This is a genomic window from Leucobacter chironomi DSM 19883, assembly GCF_000421845.1.
In the GTDB taxonomy this organism is placed as follows: Bacteria; Actinomycetota; Actinomycetes; order Actinomycetales; family Microbacteriaceae; genus Leucobacter; species Leucobacter chironomi.
The window spans coordinates 56,719-71,995 of record NZ_ATXU01000008.1 but is presented as its reverse complement, the minus strand read 5'-3'; the positions used below and the strand labels follow the sequence as shown (position 1 = coordinate 71,995).

Annotated in this window: 14 protein-coding genes; 12 read left to right on the top strand and 2 right to left on the bottom strand. The window is 70.8% G+C overall.

Annotated elements, in window-relative coordinates; translation table 11 throughout:
- Nucleotides 1-14 precede the first annotated feature (14 nt).
- Entirely contained in the window at nt 15-1,820 is a 1,806-nt protein-coding gene (locus H629_RS0110115) for an APC family permease (RefSeq protein ID WP_024357150.1), read from the bottom strand.
- A 331-nt stretch (nt 1,821-2,151) separates the two neighbouring features.
- Here H629_RS0110115 and lepA point away from each other — a divergent pair, with 331 nt between their 5' ends.
- From lepA to H629_RS0110055, 12 genes are all read left to right on the top strand, one after another.
- Complete coding sequence (gene lepA, locus H629_RS0110110) at nt 2,152-4,005, top strand: translation elongation factor 4 (RefSeq protein ID WP_024357149.1); 1,854 nt, start codon at nt 2,152-2,154, stop codon at nt 4,003-4,005.
- A 10-nt stretch (nt 4,006-4,015) separates the two neighbouring features.
- On the top strand, nt 4,016-4,849 hold the full coding sequence (locus H629_RS0110105) for a DUF1990 family protein (protein WP_024357148.1): 834 nt from the start codon (nt 4,016-4,018) through the stop codon (nt 4,847-4,849).
- The gene (gene hemW, locus H629_RS0110100) at nt 4,830-6,068 is read left to right on the top strand and encodes a radical SAM family heme chaperone HemW (protein WP_024357147.1); all 1,239 of its coding nucleotides are present in this window, start codon (nt 4,830-4,832) and stop codon (nt 6,066-6,068) included. Before H629_RS0110105 ends, hemW begins: the two co-directional genes overlap by 20 nt.
- A gap of 171 nt (nt 6,069-6,239) precedes the next feature.
- On the top strand, nt 6,240-7,277 hold the full coding sequence (hrcA, locus tag H629_RS0110095) for a heat-inducible transcriptional repressor HrcA (protein ID WP_024357146.1): 1,038 nt from the start codon (nt 6,240-6,242) through the stop codon (nt 7,275-7,277).
- Between the two features lie 69 nt (nt 7,278-7,346).
- Nucleotides 7,347-8,447, top strand: a complete 1,101-nt coding sequence (gene dnaJ / locus H629_RS0110090; protein ID WP_024357145.1) for a molecular chaperone DnaJ — start codon at nt 7,347-7,349, stop codon at nt 8,445-8,447.
- Between the two features lie 5 nt (nt 8,448-8,452).
- Nucleotides 8,453-9,229, top strand: coding sequence for a 16S rRNA (uracil(1498)-N(3))-methyltransferase (locus tag H629_RS0110085; protein ID WP_024357144.1), 777 nt, complete (start codon nt 8,453-8,455; stop codon nt 9,227-9,229).
- 30 nt (nt 9,230-9,259) lie between these two features.
- Entirely contained in the window at nt 9,260-9,610 is a 351-nt protein-coding gene (locus tag H629_RS0110080) for a histidine triad nucleotide-binding protein (protein WP_024357143.1), read from the top strand.
- An 11-nt stretch (nt 9,611-9,621) separates the two neighbouring features.
- Nucleotides 9,622-10,647 (top strand): PhoH family protein, encoded by a 1,026-nt coding sequence (locus H629_RS0110075; protein ID WP_024357142.1) that lies wholly within the window; start codon nt 9,622-9,624, stop codon nt 10,645-10,647.
- Nucleotides 10,644-11,108, top strand: a complete 465-nt coding sequence (gene ybeY / locus H629_RS0110070) for an rRNA maturation RNase YbeY (RefSeq protein ID WP_024357141.1) — start codon at nt 10,644-10,646, stop codon at nt 11,106-11,108. Before H629_RS0110075 ends, ybeY begins: the two co-directional genes overlap by 4 nt.
- Nucleotides 11,105-12,001: a hemolysin family protein gene (locus tag H629_RS0110065; RefSeq protein WP_024357140.1), complete on the top strand. Its 897-nt coding sequence runs from the start codon at nt 11,105-11,107 to the stop codon at nt 11,999-12,001. Before ybeY ends, H629_RS0110065 begins: the two co-directional genes overlap by 4 nt.
- Nucleotides 11,998-12,969 (top strand): GTPase Era, encoded by a 972-nt coding sequence (gene era / locus H629_RS0110060; protein WP_240471091.1) that lies wholly within the window; start codon nt 11,998-12,000, stop codon nt 12,967-12,969. The genes H629_RS0110065 and era overlap by 4 nt, the downstream gene beginning before the upstream one ends.
- A gap of 24 nt (nt 12,970-12,993) precedes the next feature.
- Nucleotides 12,994-13,380 carry a DUF5684 domain-containing protein gene (locus H629_RS0110055; RefSeq protein ID WP_024357138.1) on the top strand — a complete coding sequence of 129 codons (387 nt, stop codon included), beginning with the start codon at nt 12,994-12,996 and terminating at the stop codon, nt 13,378-13,380.
- A gap of 84 nt (nt 13,381-13,464) precedes the next feature.
- Here H629_RS0110055 and H629_RS0110050 read toward each other — a convergent pair whose 3' ends face one another.
- Nucleotides 13,465-15,270 carry a DUF2207 domain-containing protein gene (locus H629_RS0110050; protein WP_024357137.1) on the bottom strand — a complete coding sequence of 602 codons (1,806 nt, stop codon included), beginning with the start codon at nt 15,268-15,270 and terminating at the stop codon, nt 13,465-13,467.
- Nucleotides 15,271-15,277 lie beyond the last annotated feature (7 nt).

Sequence of the window (15,277 nt, the reverse complement as noted above, 5' to 3'; positions counted from 1 at the left end):
GGGCGGGCGGCGGGTCACGCGGCGTGCACCCACGGCCGCCTGGTGACATCCGGCTCGGCTTCGCGCACCACCTCGCGGGTCATCGGCGCGATCTCGCCGTCTCCGAAGAGCAGGAAGCGGATCAGGTGGTGCAGCGGGTGGCCTTCGGTCCAGCGGAAGTAGACGTGCGGGGTGCAGCCGACCTCTCGGCGCAGGTGCAGCGCGATCGCGGCGATCGCGTTGGGCACGGTGCTGCCGCGGGCGGTGAGCACCCGGTAGCCGTGGCGTTCGACGCCTTCCACGAGCAGTTCGCCCTCGAAGTCGGAGCTGTCGGCGATCTCGATCTCGATGAAGAGCACGTCGTCGTCGGGCAGGCCGTGGGCGATCCGCGCGTGCTCCAGCTTCGCCCGGTAGCGCTTCGCGCTGACGTCGTTCGGTGTGTGGGCGATGAGCCGGAGCGCGCCCTGCGGGCAGTCCTCGACGAAGGCGGTCGCTGCGGTGTCGAGCCGCACGGAGGTGGCGCGCAGCTCGGTGGAGCGGGCGACGCGCGACACGAAGCTCACGACCACGATCCCCACGATGAAGCAGAGGGCGATCTTGATGCCGTCGGGGCGCTCGATGATGTTCGCGATCGTGGTGTACAGGAATACCGCGGTCACGATGCCGAAGCCGACGGTGGCTGCGCGTTGTCTCCTGCGGCGGGCCACGAGGGTGACCGCGGCGGCCGCGGAGGTGATGAGCACGAGCACGCCGGTCGCGTAGGCGCCGCCCTGCGCGTTGACGTCGGCCTGGAAGATCACAGTGATGAGCACTGCGATCGCGGTGAAGACGAGCACGAGCGGGCGGGTGGCCCGCGTCCACGCGGGGGCCATGCCGTAGTGGGGGAGGTAGCGCGGCACGAGGTTCAGCAGGCCGGCCATCGCCGAGGCGCCGGCGAACCAGAGGATCGCGATCGTCACGAGGTCGTAGGCGGTGCCGAAGCCCTCGCCGAGGTAGGCGTGCGCGAGATAGGCGAGGGCGCGCCCGTTGGCGGATCCGCCCTCCTGGAACTCTGCGGCCGGGATGAGTGCGACCGTGGTCACCGAGGAGGCGATGAGGAACCCGCTCATGATGAGCGCGGAGGTGGTGAGGAGCCGGCGGGCGCCGCGGATCCGCACTTCCGGGTGCGCCTCGGTGTCGCTCGCGTCGCCCTTGATCTGGGGCATGACGGCGACGCCGGTCTCGAAGCCGGAGAGGCCGAGGGCGAGCTTCGGGAAGACGAGGAGTGCGACGGCGACGACGAGCATCGGGTTGCCGTGCTGCGTGGTGAGGGTGGTCCACCAGTCGCCGATCACGACGGGGTTCGACACGAGGTGCGCGACGGCGACCGCGAGCACGACGAAGTTGAGGGCGAGGAACACGGCCACGAGCGCGGTGGCCAGGCGGATCGCCTCGCGGAAGCCGCGGAGGAACACGGCGCCGAGGGCGGCGAGCAGCAGCAGGGTGACGAGCACCTGCTGCCCGTGCAGGGCGGCCGGGGCGAAGGGGTTCTCGATGAGGTGCGCGGTGGCGTCGGCGGTGGAGAGGGTGATGGTGATGATGAAGTCGGTCGCCGCGAAGCCCAGCAGCACGAGCACGACGAGTTTGCCGCGCCAGCGGGGCAGCAGTTTCGCGAGGATCGAGATCGATCCGGTGCCGTGCGGGCTCTCCTTCGCCACGCGCCGGTAGACGGGCAGTGCGCCGAGCAGTGTGACGAGCACGAGTACGACGGTCGCGATCGGTGCGACGGCGCCGGCGGCGAGCGCCGCGATCGCGGGCTGGTAGCCGAGGGTGGAGAAGTAGTCGACGCCGGTGAGGCACATCACTCGCAGCCAGTGGGCGCGGCGGTGCTCTTCGGGCTGGCCGTGGGGACCGGTCTGGCGGCCGGGGGACTCTGCGGTGCCGGCGAGCAGCCAGCGGCGGATCGGCCCGGCGCCGGGCTGGGGCGGCGGGTCGTCGGTGCCGGTCCATTCGAGGGACGAGGTGGTCGAGAGTCGGTTCACCCTCTCATCGAACCGCGGCGGGCGGCGGGCGGCGGCGATCCTCACGGTTTCCATACGGGGGCGGCGACGGCCCGTGCGGAATCCTCGCATCCGGGGCGTCGCAACGATTCGCGGAGGAGGGAGCGGCTGCGCTGTGGGATAATGGCGGGCAATGTCTCCTCGCAGTGTGAACCCCCCAGTGCCGGCGTCGACCGACCCCGCGCAGATCCGCAATTTCTGCATCATCGCGCACATCGACCACGGCAAGTCGACCCTCGCCGATCGCATGCTGCAGATCACGGGCACCGTCTCGGATCGCGACATGCGCGCGCAGTACCTCGACAACATGGACATCGAGCGCGAGCGCGGCATCACGATCAAGTCGCAGGCGGTGCGGATGCACTGGTCGCTCGGCGGCGGCGAGTACGCCCTGAACATGATCGACACCCCCGGTCACGTCGACTTCAGCTACGAGGTGTCGCGCTCGCTTGCAGCGTGCGAGGGGGCGATCCTGCTGGTCGACGCCGCGCAGGGCATCGAGGCGCAGACGCTCGCCAACCTGTACCTGGCGATGGAGAACGATCTCGAGATCATCCCGGTGCTCAACAAGATCGACCTGCCCGCGGCCGACCCTGAGCGGGTGGCGCGCGAGATCGCGGATCTCATCGGCGGCGACCCGGCCGACATCCTGAAGGTGTCGGGCAAGACGGGTGCCGGGGTCGAGGAGCTGCTGGATCGCGTGGTCGAGCGCATCCCGGCGCCGGTGGGCGCGATCGACGCGCCCGCCCGCGCCATGATCTTCGACTCCGTCTACGATCCCTACCGCGGCGTGGTCACCTACGTACGCATGATCGACGGGCGGCTCACCCCGCGCGAGAAGATCCTCATGATGTCGACGAAGGCCGAGCACGAGGCGCTGGAGATCGGCGTCTCGTCGCCCGGCCCGACGCCCACGAAGGGTCTTGCGGTGGGCGAGGTCGGCTACCTCATCACCGGCGTGAAGGATGTGCGCCAGTCGAAGGTGGGCGACACGGTCACCACCAAGCTGAAGTCGGCGCAGGATCCGCTGCCGGGCTACACCGACCCGAAACCGATGGTGTTCTCGGGCCTGTACCCGCTCGACGGCAGCGACTACCCGATCCTGCGCGAGGCCCTCGACAAGCTGAAGCTGTCGGATGCGGCCCTGCAGTACGAGCCCGAGACGTCGGTGGCGCTGGGCTTCGGTTTCCGCTGCGGCTTCCTCGGCCTGCTGCATCTCGAGATCATCTCGGAGCGCCTGCGCCGCGAGTTCGACCTCGATCTCATCGCCACCGCGCCGAGCGTGATCTATCAGGTCACCACCGACGACGGCAAAGAGGTCACGGTCACGAACCCGTCGGAGTACCCCGACGGCAAGATCGCGAGCGTGCGCGAGCCGGTCGTGAAGACCGCGATCCTCGCCCCGAAGGACTACGTCGGCGCCATCATGGAGCTCTGCCAGAGCCGGCGTGGCAGCCTCCTGGGAATGGAGTATCTCGGCGAGCGCGTCGAGCTGCGCTACAGCATGCCGCTCGGCGAGATCGTGTTCGACTTCTTCGACCACCTGAAGAGCCGCACCCAGGGGTACGCGAGCCTCGACTACGAGCCGATGGGCGAGCAGGAGGCCGACCTCGTGAAGGTCGACATCCTGCTGCAGGGCGACAAGGTCGACGCGTTCAGCGCGATCGTGCACCGCGACAACGCCTACCACTACGGCACGATGATGGCCGAGCGGCTGCGCAAGCTGATTCCGCGCCAGCAGTTCGAGGTGCCCATCCAGGCCGCGATCGGCGCGCGCGTCATCGCCCGCGAGACCATCCGCGCGATCCGGAAGGACGTGCTCGCCAAGTGCTACGGCGGCGACATCAGCCGCAAGCGCAAGCTGCTCGAGAAGCAGAAGGAGGGCAAGAAGCGCATGAAGATGGTGGGCCGCGTCGAAGTGCCGCAGGAGGCCTTCATCGCCGCGCTCTCGGGCGATGTCGACGGCAAGGAAACCGCGAAGAAGTAAGGGGCGGACGATGAGCAACGAGCAGCCCGCGCGGCGCAGCAGCCACATCGAGATGCCGGTCGCCTACGCGGCGGTGGGGGCTTCGAAGGCCCCCGATCTGCTGCGCTTCCCGCCGGAGGGCACCACGCCCTACGAGGAGTCGCTGCGCCTGGGCAGCGGGCAGGAGCGCTACCTGCTGGCGTCGAGCCTGCTGATGACCTGGGGCGCGCAGCGCGGCAGCGGCGTCGCCGTCGCCGATGTGGTGCGCGGTTCGGGTGCGCGCTACGCCGGGGTGAGCTTCGACGACGGCGGCCAACCGCAGGCCGCCGGCGAGGTCGAGGAGCAGTTCGGCCCCGACGGAGAGCCGTACCTGGTGGCCGGCACCACGGCCGTGCTGCACGCGCCGGGGCAGGATCCGCGCAGCGTGCTCATCGTCTACACCGTCGATGAGGAGCGGCGCTCGGGCTTCGCCTGGGGCACCTGCGATGAGGCGGGCGCCGTGGGCGAGCAGCTCTTCACGATCGAGCATCGTGACGACGACACCGTCTGGGCGGTGGCGCGCGGTTTCCTCGCAGCTCCGAAGAGCGGCCTGCTCGGTCTCAAGGCGCGCGCCGATCTGCGCGTCGCCGTCGAGGCCGTGAAGGCGCAGCTCGCGGCGCTCGCACCGGGTGCGGCGCCGGTCGCGGATCTCGCCGGGCCCGCCGCCATCGCAGCGGATCCGGGCACTCCGGCCGATCCCGCCGGCGAGCCCGAGCCCGACGCCGAAGCCTCTGACTCCGCCGCCGACGCCACGGCCGCCGTCGACCCCGAGGTCGCGGACCGAGACAGCGCGGATGCGGGTGACGATGCCGAGCATTCTGCCTGAGGGCGATCCCGCCCCGGCTGACGGTTCGCTGCCCTCCGGCGTCGCCGACGGCGCCGAAGAGCGGCGCTTCGGCGTCTACGTGCACGTGCCCTACTGCCGGGTGCGCTGCGGGTACTGCGACTTCAACACCTACACGGCGAGCGAGCTCGGCGGCACCCGCCGCGACGACTACGCCGGCCAGGTGCAGCGCGAACTGGCCTTCGGCGCGGAGGTGCTGCGGCGGACGGGGGTGCCGGATCGCCGGGCGTCCACGGTCTTCTTCGGCGGGGGCACGCCCACGCTGCTGCCCGCGAGCGACCTCGCGGCGATGCTCGGCCGGATCCGCGATGAGTGGGGTCTCGAGCCCGGGGCCGAGGTGACGACCGAGGCGAACCCCGATTCGGTCGACGCGGCCTACCTCGCGACCCTCGCGGAGGCGGGGTTCACCCGCGTCAGCTTCGGCATGCAGTCGGCGGTGCCGCACGTGCTCGCCACGCTCGACCGCACGCACACGCCCGCGCGGATCCCGCTCGTGACGCGGTGGGCGCGCGAGGCGGGACTGCAGGTGAGCGTCGATCTGATCTACGGCACGCCGGGGGAGTCGCTCGCCGACTGGGAGCGCTCGATCGACGCGGCGCTCGCGACCGACCCCGATCACATCTCGGCCTACGCCCTGATCGTGGAGGCGGGCACGAAGCTCGCGGCGCAGATCCGGCGCGGCGAGGTGCCGGAGCCCGACGAGGACCTGCACGCCGAGATGTACGAGCTCGCCGACGCCCGCTTCGCCGCCGCGGGCTTCTCCTGGTACGAGATCAGCAACTGGTCGCGCACCCCGCAGACCCGCTCGCGGCACAACCTCTCGTACTGGACGGGCGAGGACTGGTGGGCGGCCGGCCCTGGCGCCCACAGCCACATCGGCGGCGTGCGCTGGTGGAACGTGAAGCACCCCGGTGCCTACGCCCAGCGCATCGAGGCGGGGATCTCGCCGGCGCACGCGCGCGAGACGCTGAGCGAGGACGCGCGCCGCGAGGAGCGCGTGCTGCTGGAGACGCGGATCGCCGACGGTCTGCCCGCCGAGGTGCTGCGGCCCGATGAGCGCCGCGCGATCCCGCAGCTCATCGCCGACGGGCTCATCGACGGCCGGGCCGCGATCGCCGGGCCGGGGCGGATCGCGCGCGTGGTGCCCACGCTGCGCGGTCGCCTGCTCGCCGACACTGTCGTGCACCGCCTCCTCGGCTGACGGTCCTGAACGGCTTCCGGCGGCTCGGCGGTCCCTGCCGGTCCCTGCCGCTTCCCGCCGCACCCGCGTGCTGGGTTTCGCCGACGGCGTGATTCGCTGCCGGCAGCGCGGTGCGGCCTGCGATAGACTTGGCACTCTGAGTTGGCGAGTGCCAAGAAGGAGAGGCGTCACATGGTGTCGGAGCGCAGCCTGGCGGTGCTGCACGCGATCGTGAGCGACTACGTCTCCTCCAATGAGCCCGTCGGATCCAAGGCGATCGTCGACCGCCACAGCTTCGGCGTCTCCGCCGCCACGATCCGCAACGACATGGCGCTGCTCGAAGAGGACGAGCTGATCGCCCAGCCCCACACCTCCTCCGGGCGCGTGCCCACCGACAAAGGCTACCGGCTCTACGTCGACACGCTCGCGACGATCCGCCCGGTCAGCGCGGCGCAGCGATCCGCCATCGAGCGCTTCCTGGGCGAGTCGAGCGACCTCGACGACGTGATGGCCCGCACCGTGCGGCTGCTCGCGCAGCTCACCAACCAGGTGGCCGTCGCCCAGTACCCGTCGCTGCGGCGCACAGTGGTGCGTCACATCGATCTCGTCGCGGTCGGCGAGGACCGGGTGCTGTGCGTGCTCATCCTCGGCAGCGGCGTCGTCGAGCAGCAGGTGGCGTGGCTGCCGGCCTCGCAGGTGACCGAGGCCTGGGTGCACGGTCTCAGGCAGCGGATCGCCGAGGCCGCGGTGGGATCCGACGTGGAGACGGCCGTCGCCGCCGTGACGGGCCTCGTCGAAGGCGTCGACGGCTGGGCGCAGCCCGCCGAGGCGGAGCTGGTGCGCCGGGTGCTCTCGGTGGTGGCCAGCCAGCTGCAGGCCAACCGCAGCGAGCGCATCGCCGTGGCCGGAGCGGCCAACCTGTCGCGGCCAGGCGAGTTCGCGGGCTCGCTGCCCGCGGTGCTGGAGGCGATCGAGGAGCAGGTGGTGCTGCTGCGGCTGTTCGGCGAACTCGCCCGTGACGGCCGCGACGTCGCCGCGTCGATCGGCCGCGAGAACGCCCCCTACGGGCTCTCCGCGACCTCGGTGATCGCCTCCAGCTACGAGCAGGAGGTCGACTCGGTCTCCCGGCTCGGCGTGCTCGGGCCCCTGCGCATGGACTACGCGGGCAACATCGCGGCCGTGCGGGCCGTGGCGCGCTATCTCAACCGCTTCCTGGGCGAGGAGCAGTAGCTCCGCGGGGCGTCGTGCCCCGCAGCCCGGTCATCCGTTTCAACGAACAACACCCCTGAGGAGCACAACGTGGCCGACCACTACGAGACCCTCGGCGTGTCGCGCGAGGCGACGCCCGAAGAGATCAAGAAGGCCTACCGCCGGCTCGCGCGCGAGCTGCACCCCGACGTGAACCCGAGCGAGGAAGCCTCAGAGCGCTTCAAGAGCGTCACGCACGCCTACGACGTGCTGAGCGATCCGGAGCAGCGTCAGCGCTACGACATGGGCGGCGGCCAGGGCGGTGCCGCCGGCTTCGGCGACATCTTCGAGACCTTCTTCGGCGGCGGAGGCTTCGGCGGCGGTCAGCGCGGCCCGCGCTCGCGCACCGAGCGCGGCGACGACGCCATGATCCGCGTCGACGTCTCGCTCGAAGACGTCATCTTCGGCGTGCAGCGCGACATCACCGTGAACACCGCGGTGCTGTGCGGCGTGTGCCAGGGCAGCTGCTGCCAGCCCGGCACGCACCCCGTCACCTGCGACGTCTGCGGCGGCCAGGGTCAGGTGCAGCGGCAGGTGCGCTCGCTGTTCGGCAACGTGGTCACGATGCATCCCTGCGGCAGCTGCCACGGCTACGGCACGGTCATCGAGCACCCGTGCGTGGAGTGCGCCGGCAAGGGGCGGGTGCGCGAGCGTCGCACGATCCCCGTCGACATCCCCTCGGGCATCGACACCGGCACGCGCCTGCAGATGCGGGGCGGCGGCGAGGTCGGCCCCGGCGGTGGCCCGAACGGCGACCTCTTCATCGAGTTCCGCGTGATGCACCACGACGTGTTCAGCCGCGACGGCAACGACCTGCTCTGCACCATGCAGGTCTCGATGACCGACGCCGTGCTCGGGGCCGCGGCGAAGCTGCAGGCGCTCGACGGCGAGGTGGAGGTCGAGGTGACCGCCGGCACGCAGTCGGGCGACGTGCTCACAGTGCGCGGCCGCGGCATCCAGGGGCTGCGCAGCACCACCCGCGGCGATCTGAAGATCGCGGTGCAGGTGAACACGCCGACGAAGCTCTCGAAGCGGGAGCAGGATCTCGTGCGCCAGCTCGCGTCGCTGCGCAGCGACGAGCCGCCGCACCTCGGCGAGTTCCAGCAGGGCTTCTTCGGCAAGCTGCGCGACCGCTTCTTCCGTCAGGGCTAGCGGCGATGGCGAACCTCTACTACCGCGAAGACCTCGCCGCCGGGGCGCTCGTGCCCGGCGCGCTCGTCGAGGTGACCGGCGACGAGGCGCGCCACGCGGTGCGGGTGAGCCGGCTGCGCCAGGGGGAGCGGATCCTCGTGGGCGACGGCGCCGGGGCGCTCGGCGAGGGAGCGGCCGAGGAGGTTGCGAAGGATCGCTTCGCCGTGCGCATCGACCAGGTCACGACGGTGCCAGCGCCCGAGCAGCGCCTCGTGCTGGTGCAGGCGCTCGCGAAGGGCGACCGCGACGAGCGGGCCGTCGAGCAGGCGACCGAGTTCGGCGTCGACGCCATCGTGCCCTGGCAGGCTGCGCGCTCGGTGTCGCGCTGGGACGCGGGTGGCGCCGGATCCGCCTCGGACAAGGCCGCGAAGGGCGTCGCGAAGTGGGCGAGGATCGCGCGCGAGGCATCGAAGCAGTCGCTCCGTGCGCGGGTGCCCGAGGTCGGCGAGCCCCTGACCACCGCCGAGCTCTGCCGCCTCGCCGGCCTGCCCGGCGTCGAGGTCGTGGCGCTGCACCCCCGCAGCGGGCGACGCCTCGTGGAGTGGGCCGGTCGAGACGAGACCCGCGCGGCCGGGCAGATCATGCTCGTCGTCGGCCCCGAGGGCGGTTTCGAAGACGGCGAGCTCGACGCGCTCGAGGCCGCCGGCGCCTCCGTGCTCGTGCTCGGCGGCACCGTGCTGCGCACCTCGTCGGCCGGCCCGGCCGCGCTCGCCTTGCTCGGCGCCGCGCTCGGCCGCTGGTAGGCGTGCGCGGCGCGGCAGTAGACTGAAACCATGGCACAGGACACCATCTTCGGCAAGATCGCCTCGGGCGAGATCCCCGTCGAGATTCTCGCGGAGACCGAGCGCGTCATCGCGTTCCCCGACATCGCGCCGCAGGCGCCGATGCACATCCTCGTGATCCCCAAGACGGCGCAGTACGAGAACGTCGCCGAGCTCGCCGCTGGCGATCCCGAGCTGCTCGCCGAGATGATCGCCGTCGCCAAGCGCCTCGCCGATGAGCGGGCGAACGGCGAGTTCCGCATCATCTTCAACAACGGCGCGAGCGCGGGTCAGACCGTCTTCCACGTGCACGCGCACGTGCTCGCCGGTGAGCTCGAGGAGCGCTCGCTCGTTGGATCCTAGAGAGGGAGCCCGTGAACCCGACTGACGCGCGAACCGGCGGCGATGCCCCGCAGGAGGGCTCCGAACCCGAGCTGCAGCGCACGGTGCTGCTCGCCGGCGTCGATCTCGCGTCTTTCCTCGGGCACCGCGATCAGCTCATCGCCGACCTCGAAGCGCAGCACCCGCGGGTCGTGTTCCACGCCCGCGACCAGGTGCTGACGATGCGCGGCCCGGCCCCCGAGGTGCGCGCCGCCGAGCAGGTGGTGCACGAGATCCTGCAGATCGCGAAGCTCAGCGGCGCGGTCTCCCGTCACGATGTGAAAGAGGTCACCCGAATGGTGCACGAGGGCAACGGCCCCACCGCGGCGCAGGTGCTCAGCGAACCGATCCTCACGGTTCGGGGCCACGCCGTGCGCCCCCAGACCCGCGGGCAGCGGGCCTACGTCGACGCGATCGACGAGCACACGATCGTGTTCGGCATCGGGCCCGCGGGCACCGGCAAGACCTACCTCGCGATGGCGAAGGCCGTGCAGGCGCTGCAGCGACGCGAGGTCGCGAAGATCATCCTCACCCGGCCGGCGGTCGAGGCCGGCGAACGGCTGGGCTACCTGCCGGGCACGCTCGAGGACAAGATCGACCCCTACCTGCGCCCGCTGTTCGACGCGGTCGGATCGATGATGGATCCCGACATCGTGCCCAAGCTGCTCGCGAGCGGCACCATCGAGGTGGCGCCGCTCGCGTACATGCGCGGGCGCACCCTCAACGAGTCGTTCGTGATCCTCGACGAGGCGCAGAACACCACGCCCGAGCAGATGAAGATGTTCCTCACCCGTCTCGGCTACGGCTCGAAGATGGTGGTGACCGGCGACATCACCCAGATCGACCTGCCGATCGCCGCGAGCGGCTTGAGAGTGGTGAACCGCATCCTGCGCGGCGTCGAGGACATCCACTTCGCGGAGCTCGGCTCCGACGACATCGTGCGCCACAACCTCGTGAGCCGCATCGTCGACGCCTACTCCGCCTACGACCAGAAGCAGCAGAAGGGAGACGCCCAGTGAGCGTCGAGATCAACAACGAGTCGGGCGTCGAGGTCGAGGAGTCCCGGCTGCAGCGGCTCGCGGCCTTCGTGCTCGAATCGCTGCACGTGCACCCCGACACCGAGCTCGGCGTGATGATGGTCGACGAGGCCGCGATCGAGCAGCTGCACGTGCAGTGGATGGACGAGCCCGGCCCCACCGACGTGCTGAGCTTCCCCATGGATGAACTGCGGCCCGGCCGCGTCGACGCGCGCACCCCCGCCGGGCTGCTGGGCGACGTGGTGATCTGCCCCCAGGTCGCCGAGACGCAGGCGGAGGCCGCAGGGCACGACCTGCAGCAGGAGATGGCGGTGCTGCTCACCCACGGGATGCTGCACCTGCTCGGCTTCGATCACGCCGTGCCCGACGAGGAGGCCGAGATGTTCGGTCTGCAGCGCGATCTGCTGCTCTCCTTCGCGATGCGAGAACGGGGCCGCAAGTGAGCGTCGACCCCCCGACGGGCTCCGTCCCGCTGCCGCGCCGCCTCTCGGCAACCGCGAAGCGCATCGGCACGCTCGTCGCGCTCGGCCGCGGTCGGGTGCGCGATGAGGAGCAGCTGCTGTCGATCGTGGATCAGGCGGCGGATCAGGATCTGCTCGACGACGACGACCGCGATGTGATCCACTCCGTCGTCGAGTTCGGTGACACCCTCGTGCGCGAGCTCATGGTGCCCCGCACCGATATGAGCACCGTCGACGCGACGCAGACCGTGCGGGAGGCGCTGGAGGCGCTGCTGACCTCGCGCCACTCGCGCATGCCGGTGGTCACTGGCGGCCCCGACGACGTGGCGGGCGTCGCCTATCTGCGCGACGCGAGCAGATTCGTGCTGCGCCGGCCCGAGGAGGCCGAGACCGAATCCGTCACCCGCATCATGAAGCCGGCGATGTTCGTGCCCGAGCTGCAGCCCGCCGACAAGCTGCTGCGTCAGATGCAGCGCGAGTCGAACCACCTGGCGCTCGTGGTGGACGAGTACGGCGGAATCTCGGGCCTCGTGACCCTCGAAGATCTCATCGAGGAACTACTCGGCGACATCGCCGACGAGCACGACCGCGAAGTGCCCGAAGTCGCTCAGCGCGAGGACGGGTCGTTCCTCGTGAACGCTCGCCTCCCGGTCGACGACCTGGGCGAGCTCTTCGGCATCGAACTCGACGACGACGACGTCGACACCGTGAGCGGGCTGGTGGCGAAGCACCTCGGCCGCCTGCCGGAGACCGGCGATACCGTGACCGTGGAAGGCATCGAGCTCACCGCGGCCGACACCGAGCGCAAGCGGCAGCGACTGCTGACCGTCGTGGCCCGCTGGGTCGGGCCCGAAGAGGAAGAGGAAGACGAATGAGCGAGCAGCGCGCTGACGGCGCCGAGCAGGGCCCCGGCGGGGCCGAGGCGCCCGTGCCGGGGGTGACCCCCGAGTTCCGGGCGGGCTTCGTGTCCTTCGTCGGGCGGCCGAACGTCGGCAAGTCAACGCTCACCAACGCCCTCGTGGGCGAGAAGATCGCGATCACGAGCCCGAAGCCCCAGACCACGCGCCGCGCGATCCGCGGCATCGTGCACCGGCCCGACGGCCAGCTCATCATCGTCGACACTCCGGGCATCCACCGGCCCCGAACGCTGCTGGGCGAGCGTCTGAACGCCCTCGTCGAGGCCACCCTCGGCGACGTCGACGTGATCGGCTTCTGCGTGCCCGCGAACGAGAAGCTGGGCCCGGGCGACCGCTTCATCAACGATCGCCTCGACGACTTCCCGCGCGCGAAGAAGGTGGCGATCCTCACCAAGGTCGACGAGGCCTCGAAGGGCGAGATCATCGATCAGCTCACGCGCCTCGGCTCGCTGCGCGAGTGGGACGCCGTCATTCCGATCTCGTCGGTGACCCGGGAGCAGCTCGACGTGCTGAGCGACGTGCTGCTCGGCCTGATGCCGGCCTCGCCTCCGCTCTACGAGGATGAGACGACCACCGACGAGGGCGAGGACGACCGCATCGCGGAGCTGATCCGCGAGGCCGCGCTCGAGGGCGCCCGCGAGGAGCTGCCGCACTCGCTCGCCGCGACCGTCGACGACCGCGAGGTGCGCGAAGGCGTCGACGGGGCGCCCGGTCTCATCGAGATCTACGCCTCCATCTACGTCGAGCGCGACAGTCAGAAGGGGATCGTGATCGGCAAGGGCGGATCCCGGCTGCGCGACGTGGGGGAGCGGGCGCGCCGGGAGATCGAGGCGCTGCTCGGGCAGCGGGTGTATCTCTCGTTGCGAGTGAAGGTGCTCAAGGAGTGGCAGCGGGATCCGAAGGCACTCGGAAGGCTCGGATTCTGACCGGAATCCAGTATTGTCTGGAGTATGCACCTCACTGAATCCATCACCGATCAGGCCCAGATCACCGCGCTTTCGTCGCAGTACGGCGTCTTCGCGATCGTCTGGTACGTCATCGTCGCGATCGCGCTCTGGCGGGTCTTCTCGAAGGCCGGGTACCCCGGGGTGCTCGCGCTCATCCCCATCGTCAACGTGTTCATCCTCGTCAAGGTGGCGGGGTATTCCGCGTGGGCGACCCTGCTCTACCTGATCCCGATCGTCAACATCGTCTTCGGCATCCTCGTGGCGCTCCGTCTGGGCGAGCGCTTCGGCAAGGGCGGGGTGTTCTCGTTCTTCCTGCTCTGGCTGTTCTCGGTGATCGGCTACCTCATCATCGGCTTCGGCAGCGCGCAGTACAGCGAGCGTCGCGTCTGAGCGATCTTCCGTGCCGGGGCGACTCGGCGCGGTCGGGGACGGTCCGGTGATTCCGGGCCGTCCCTTTCTTCGTGGCGGAGCCGCTCAGCGGCCGCCGCTGAAACCGCCGCCCCCGCCGCCGCCGCTGAAGCCGCCGCCGCTCGAACCGCCGGAACTGCTCGACGTGTAGCTCACCGACGAGTTCAGCGAGCTCGTGAACTGCGAGATCGTGCTGTCGAAGGCGCCGAGACCGTGCACGGCGACGGCCGGGTACCAGTACGGCACGTAGCCGGGGCTCTGCTCGTAGCGCACGGCGAGCGCCCGGGTCCACTGCTTCTCGAGCCCGAAGAGCATCGCGTAGGGCAGCAGCTTCTCGTAGACGTGGATCACGTCGACGGAGCCGTCCTGCAGACGCTCCGCCCCCGTATAGGACTGCAGCATCCGGATGCGATCGGCCTCGGCGACCCGGATGAACTCGCGCACCCCCTCGAGGTACTCCCGCGTCTCCGCCCCGGCGGTCGTGTGCACGCGGTGCGGGCAGACCGCGATGATCGAGAGCACCACGCCTGCGGCGGCGGCGATGAGGCCGACGACCCCGGCTCCGCTGCCGCGCTGGGCGATGGCGGTCAGAGACAGCGCGAGCAGTCCGACGGAGAGCACGATGCCGACGATGCCGAGCACGCGCCCCGCAGGGCTGTGCGCCCGGCGGAAGTAGCCGCGAGCACGCGCCTGCTCGGCGCCGCTCGACTGCAGCTTGCTCATCTTCGAGGCGAACGACTCGCTCTGCTTCGGGATCGTGAACGCCTCGCCCGGCGTCGCGTGCGGGAACACCTGCTGCACGGTCTCGCGGTCGAGCGGATCTCCGACCCGCTCGGGATCGAGCAGCCGCAGCACCGGCTGCGCCTGCTTCGGCCCGAAGAGGCCCTGCTCGGGGACGCCGTCCTCGATGCGGAGGGCGCCGTTCACGGCGAGGTGCACGAGCTGCGCCGACGCCGGGTTCGAGGATCCGCCGACGATCGGGGCGGCCACGAGCGGCGGCAGCGAGCCGGGAACGTCGTACTGCGCCACGATCACACCGCGCGCGGTGCGGCTCCGGCGTCGCAGCGCGAGCACCGGGATCAGGCCGGCGACCCCGACGCCGAGCGCCGCGGCCGCGCCCGCGAAGGGCAGTGCGTCGAGCGCGAAGTTCGGCAGGCGCGCCGGCGGCTGCACCACGCTGCCCGCTGCGAGGCCGATCGCGACCGTGGCGCCCTCCCGCGGGCCGAGGGCGAGCCCCGACACGGCGAACACGCCGTCGGTCTCGGTGATGGTGCACTCCTGGGTGGAGCGGGGTTCTCCGGAGTAGCACCGGGCTTCGCCGTTCAGCCGTTCGGCGAGCTCGGGGGAGAAGGAGATCCGCGCCGAGAAGTCGTCGATGGGCTGCTGGTGCTCGAAGTCGGTGAGATCCCAGTAGAACTCGTCGGCCTTGCCGTCGTCGCGGGCGAGCACCACGTCGCTCAGCGTGTACTCGATCACGTAGATCTGCACGCCGTGCACGTAGCGATCGTCGCCCGTGAGCACCGCGACGAAACCGTCGTCGTGCTCCAGCTCGAAGGGCACCGGATCACCGGCTGCGTCGGACACCGAGAAGTCGCGGGGATCGGTCGACGCCCCCTGGTAGTCGATCGGCAACCCGCGCACGAGGCCCCGGTTCTGGTCGAAGTCGGGGAATCGGGCGGTCAGGGTCTCGGTGACGTGCGCGATGGCGCGCCCTTCCTCGTCCGTGCCGACCTCGTACTCGACCTGCCAGCTGTCGTAGCTGAAGTCCTCGGTGCCCGCATGCGCAACCGGGATCGGCGCGGCGACCGCTGTCGCGCCGACCCCGAGCAGTGCGACCGCGATCCCGAGCAGCGTTCTCCGCATCGTCCTCATGCGCTCC

Coding starts and splice junctions, on each gene's coding strand:
- H629_RS0110115 (WP_024357150.1), bottom strand. CDS start 1,820: ATGTGCCTCACCGGCGTCGACTACTTCTCCACCCTCGGCTACCAGCCC.
- lepA (WP_024357149.1), top strand. CDS start 2,152: ATGTCTCCTCGCAGTGTGAACCCCCCAGTGCCGGCGTCGACCGACCCC.
- H629_RS0110105 (WP_024357148.1), top strand. CDS start 4,016: ATGAGCAACGAGCAGCCCGCGCGGCGCAGCAGCCACATCGAGATGCCG.
- hemW (WP_024357147.1), top strand. CDS start 4,830: ATGCCGAGCATTCTGCCTGAGGGCGATCCCGCCCCGGCTGACGGTTCG.
- hrcA (WP_024357146.1), top strand. CDS start 6,240: ATGGTGTCGGAGCGCAGCCTGGCGGTGCTGCACGCGATCGTGAGCGAC.
- H629_RS0110085 (WP_024357144.1), top strand. CDS start 8,453: ATGGCGAACCTCTACTACCGCGAAGACCTCGCCGCCGGGGCGCTCGTG.
- H629_RS0110080 (WP_024357143.1), top strand. CDS start 9,260: ATGGCACAGGACACCATCTTCGGCAAGATCGCCTCGGGCGAGATCCCC.
- era (WP_240471091.1), top strand. CDS start 11,998: ATGAGCGAGCAGCGCGCTGACGGCGCCGAGCAGGGCCCCGGCGGGGCC.
- H629_RS0110055 (WP_024357138.1), top strand. CDS start 12,994: ATGCACCTCACTGAATCCATCACCGATCAGGCCCAGATCACCGCGCTT.
- H629_RS0110050 (WP_024357137.1), bottom strand. CDS start 15,270: ATGAGGACGATGCGGAGAACGCTGCTCGGGATCGCGGTCGCACTGCTC.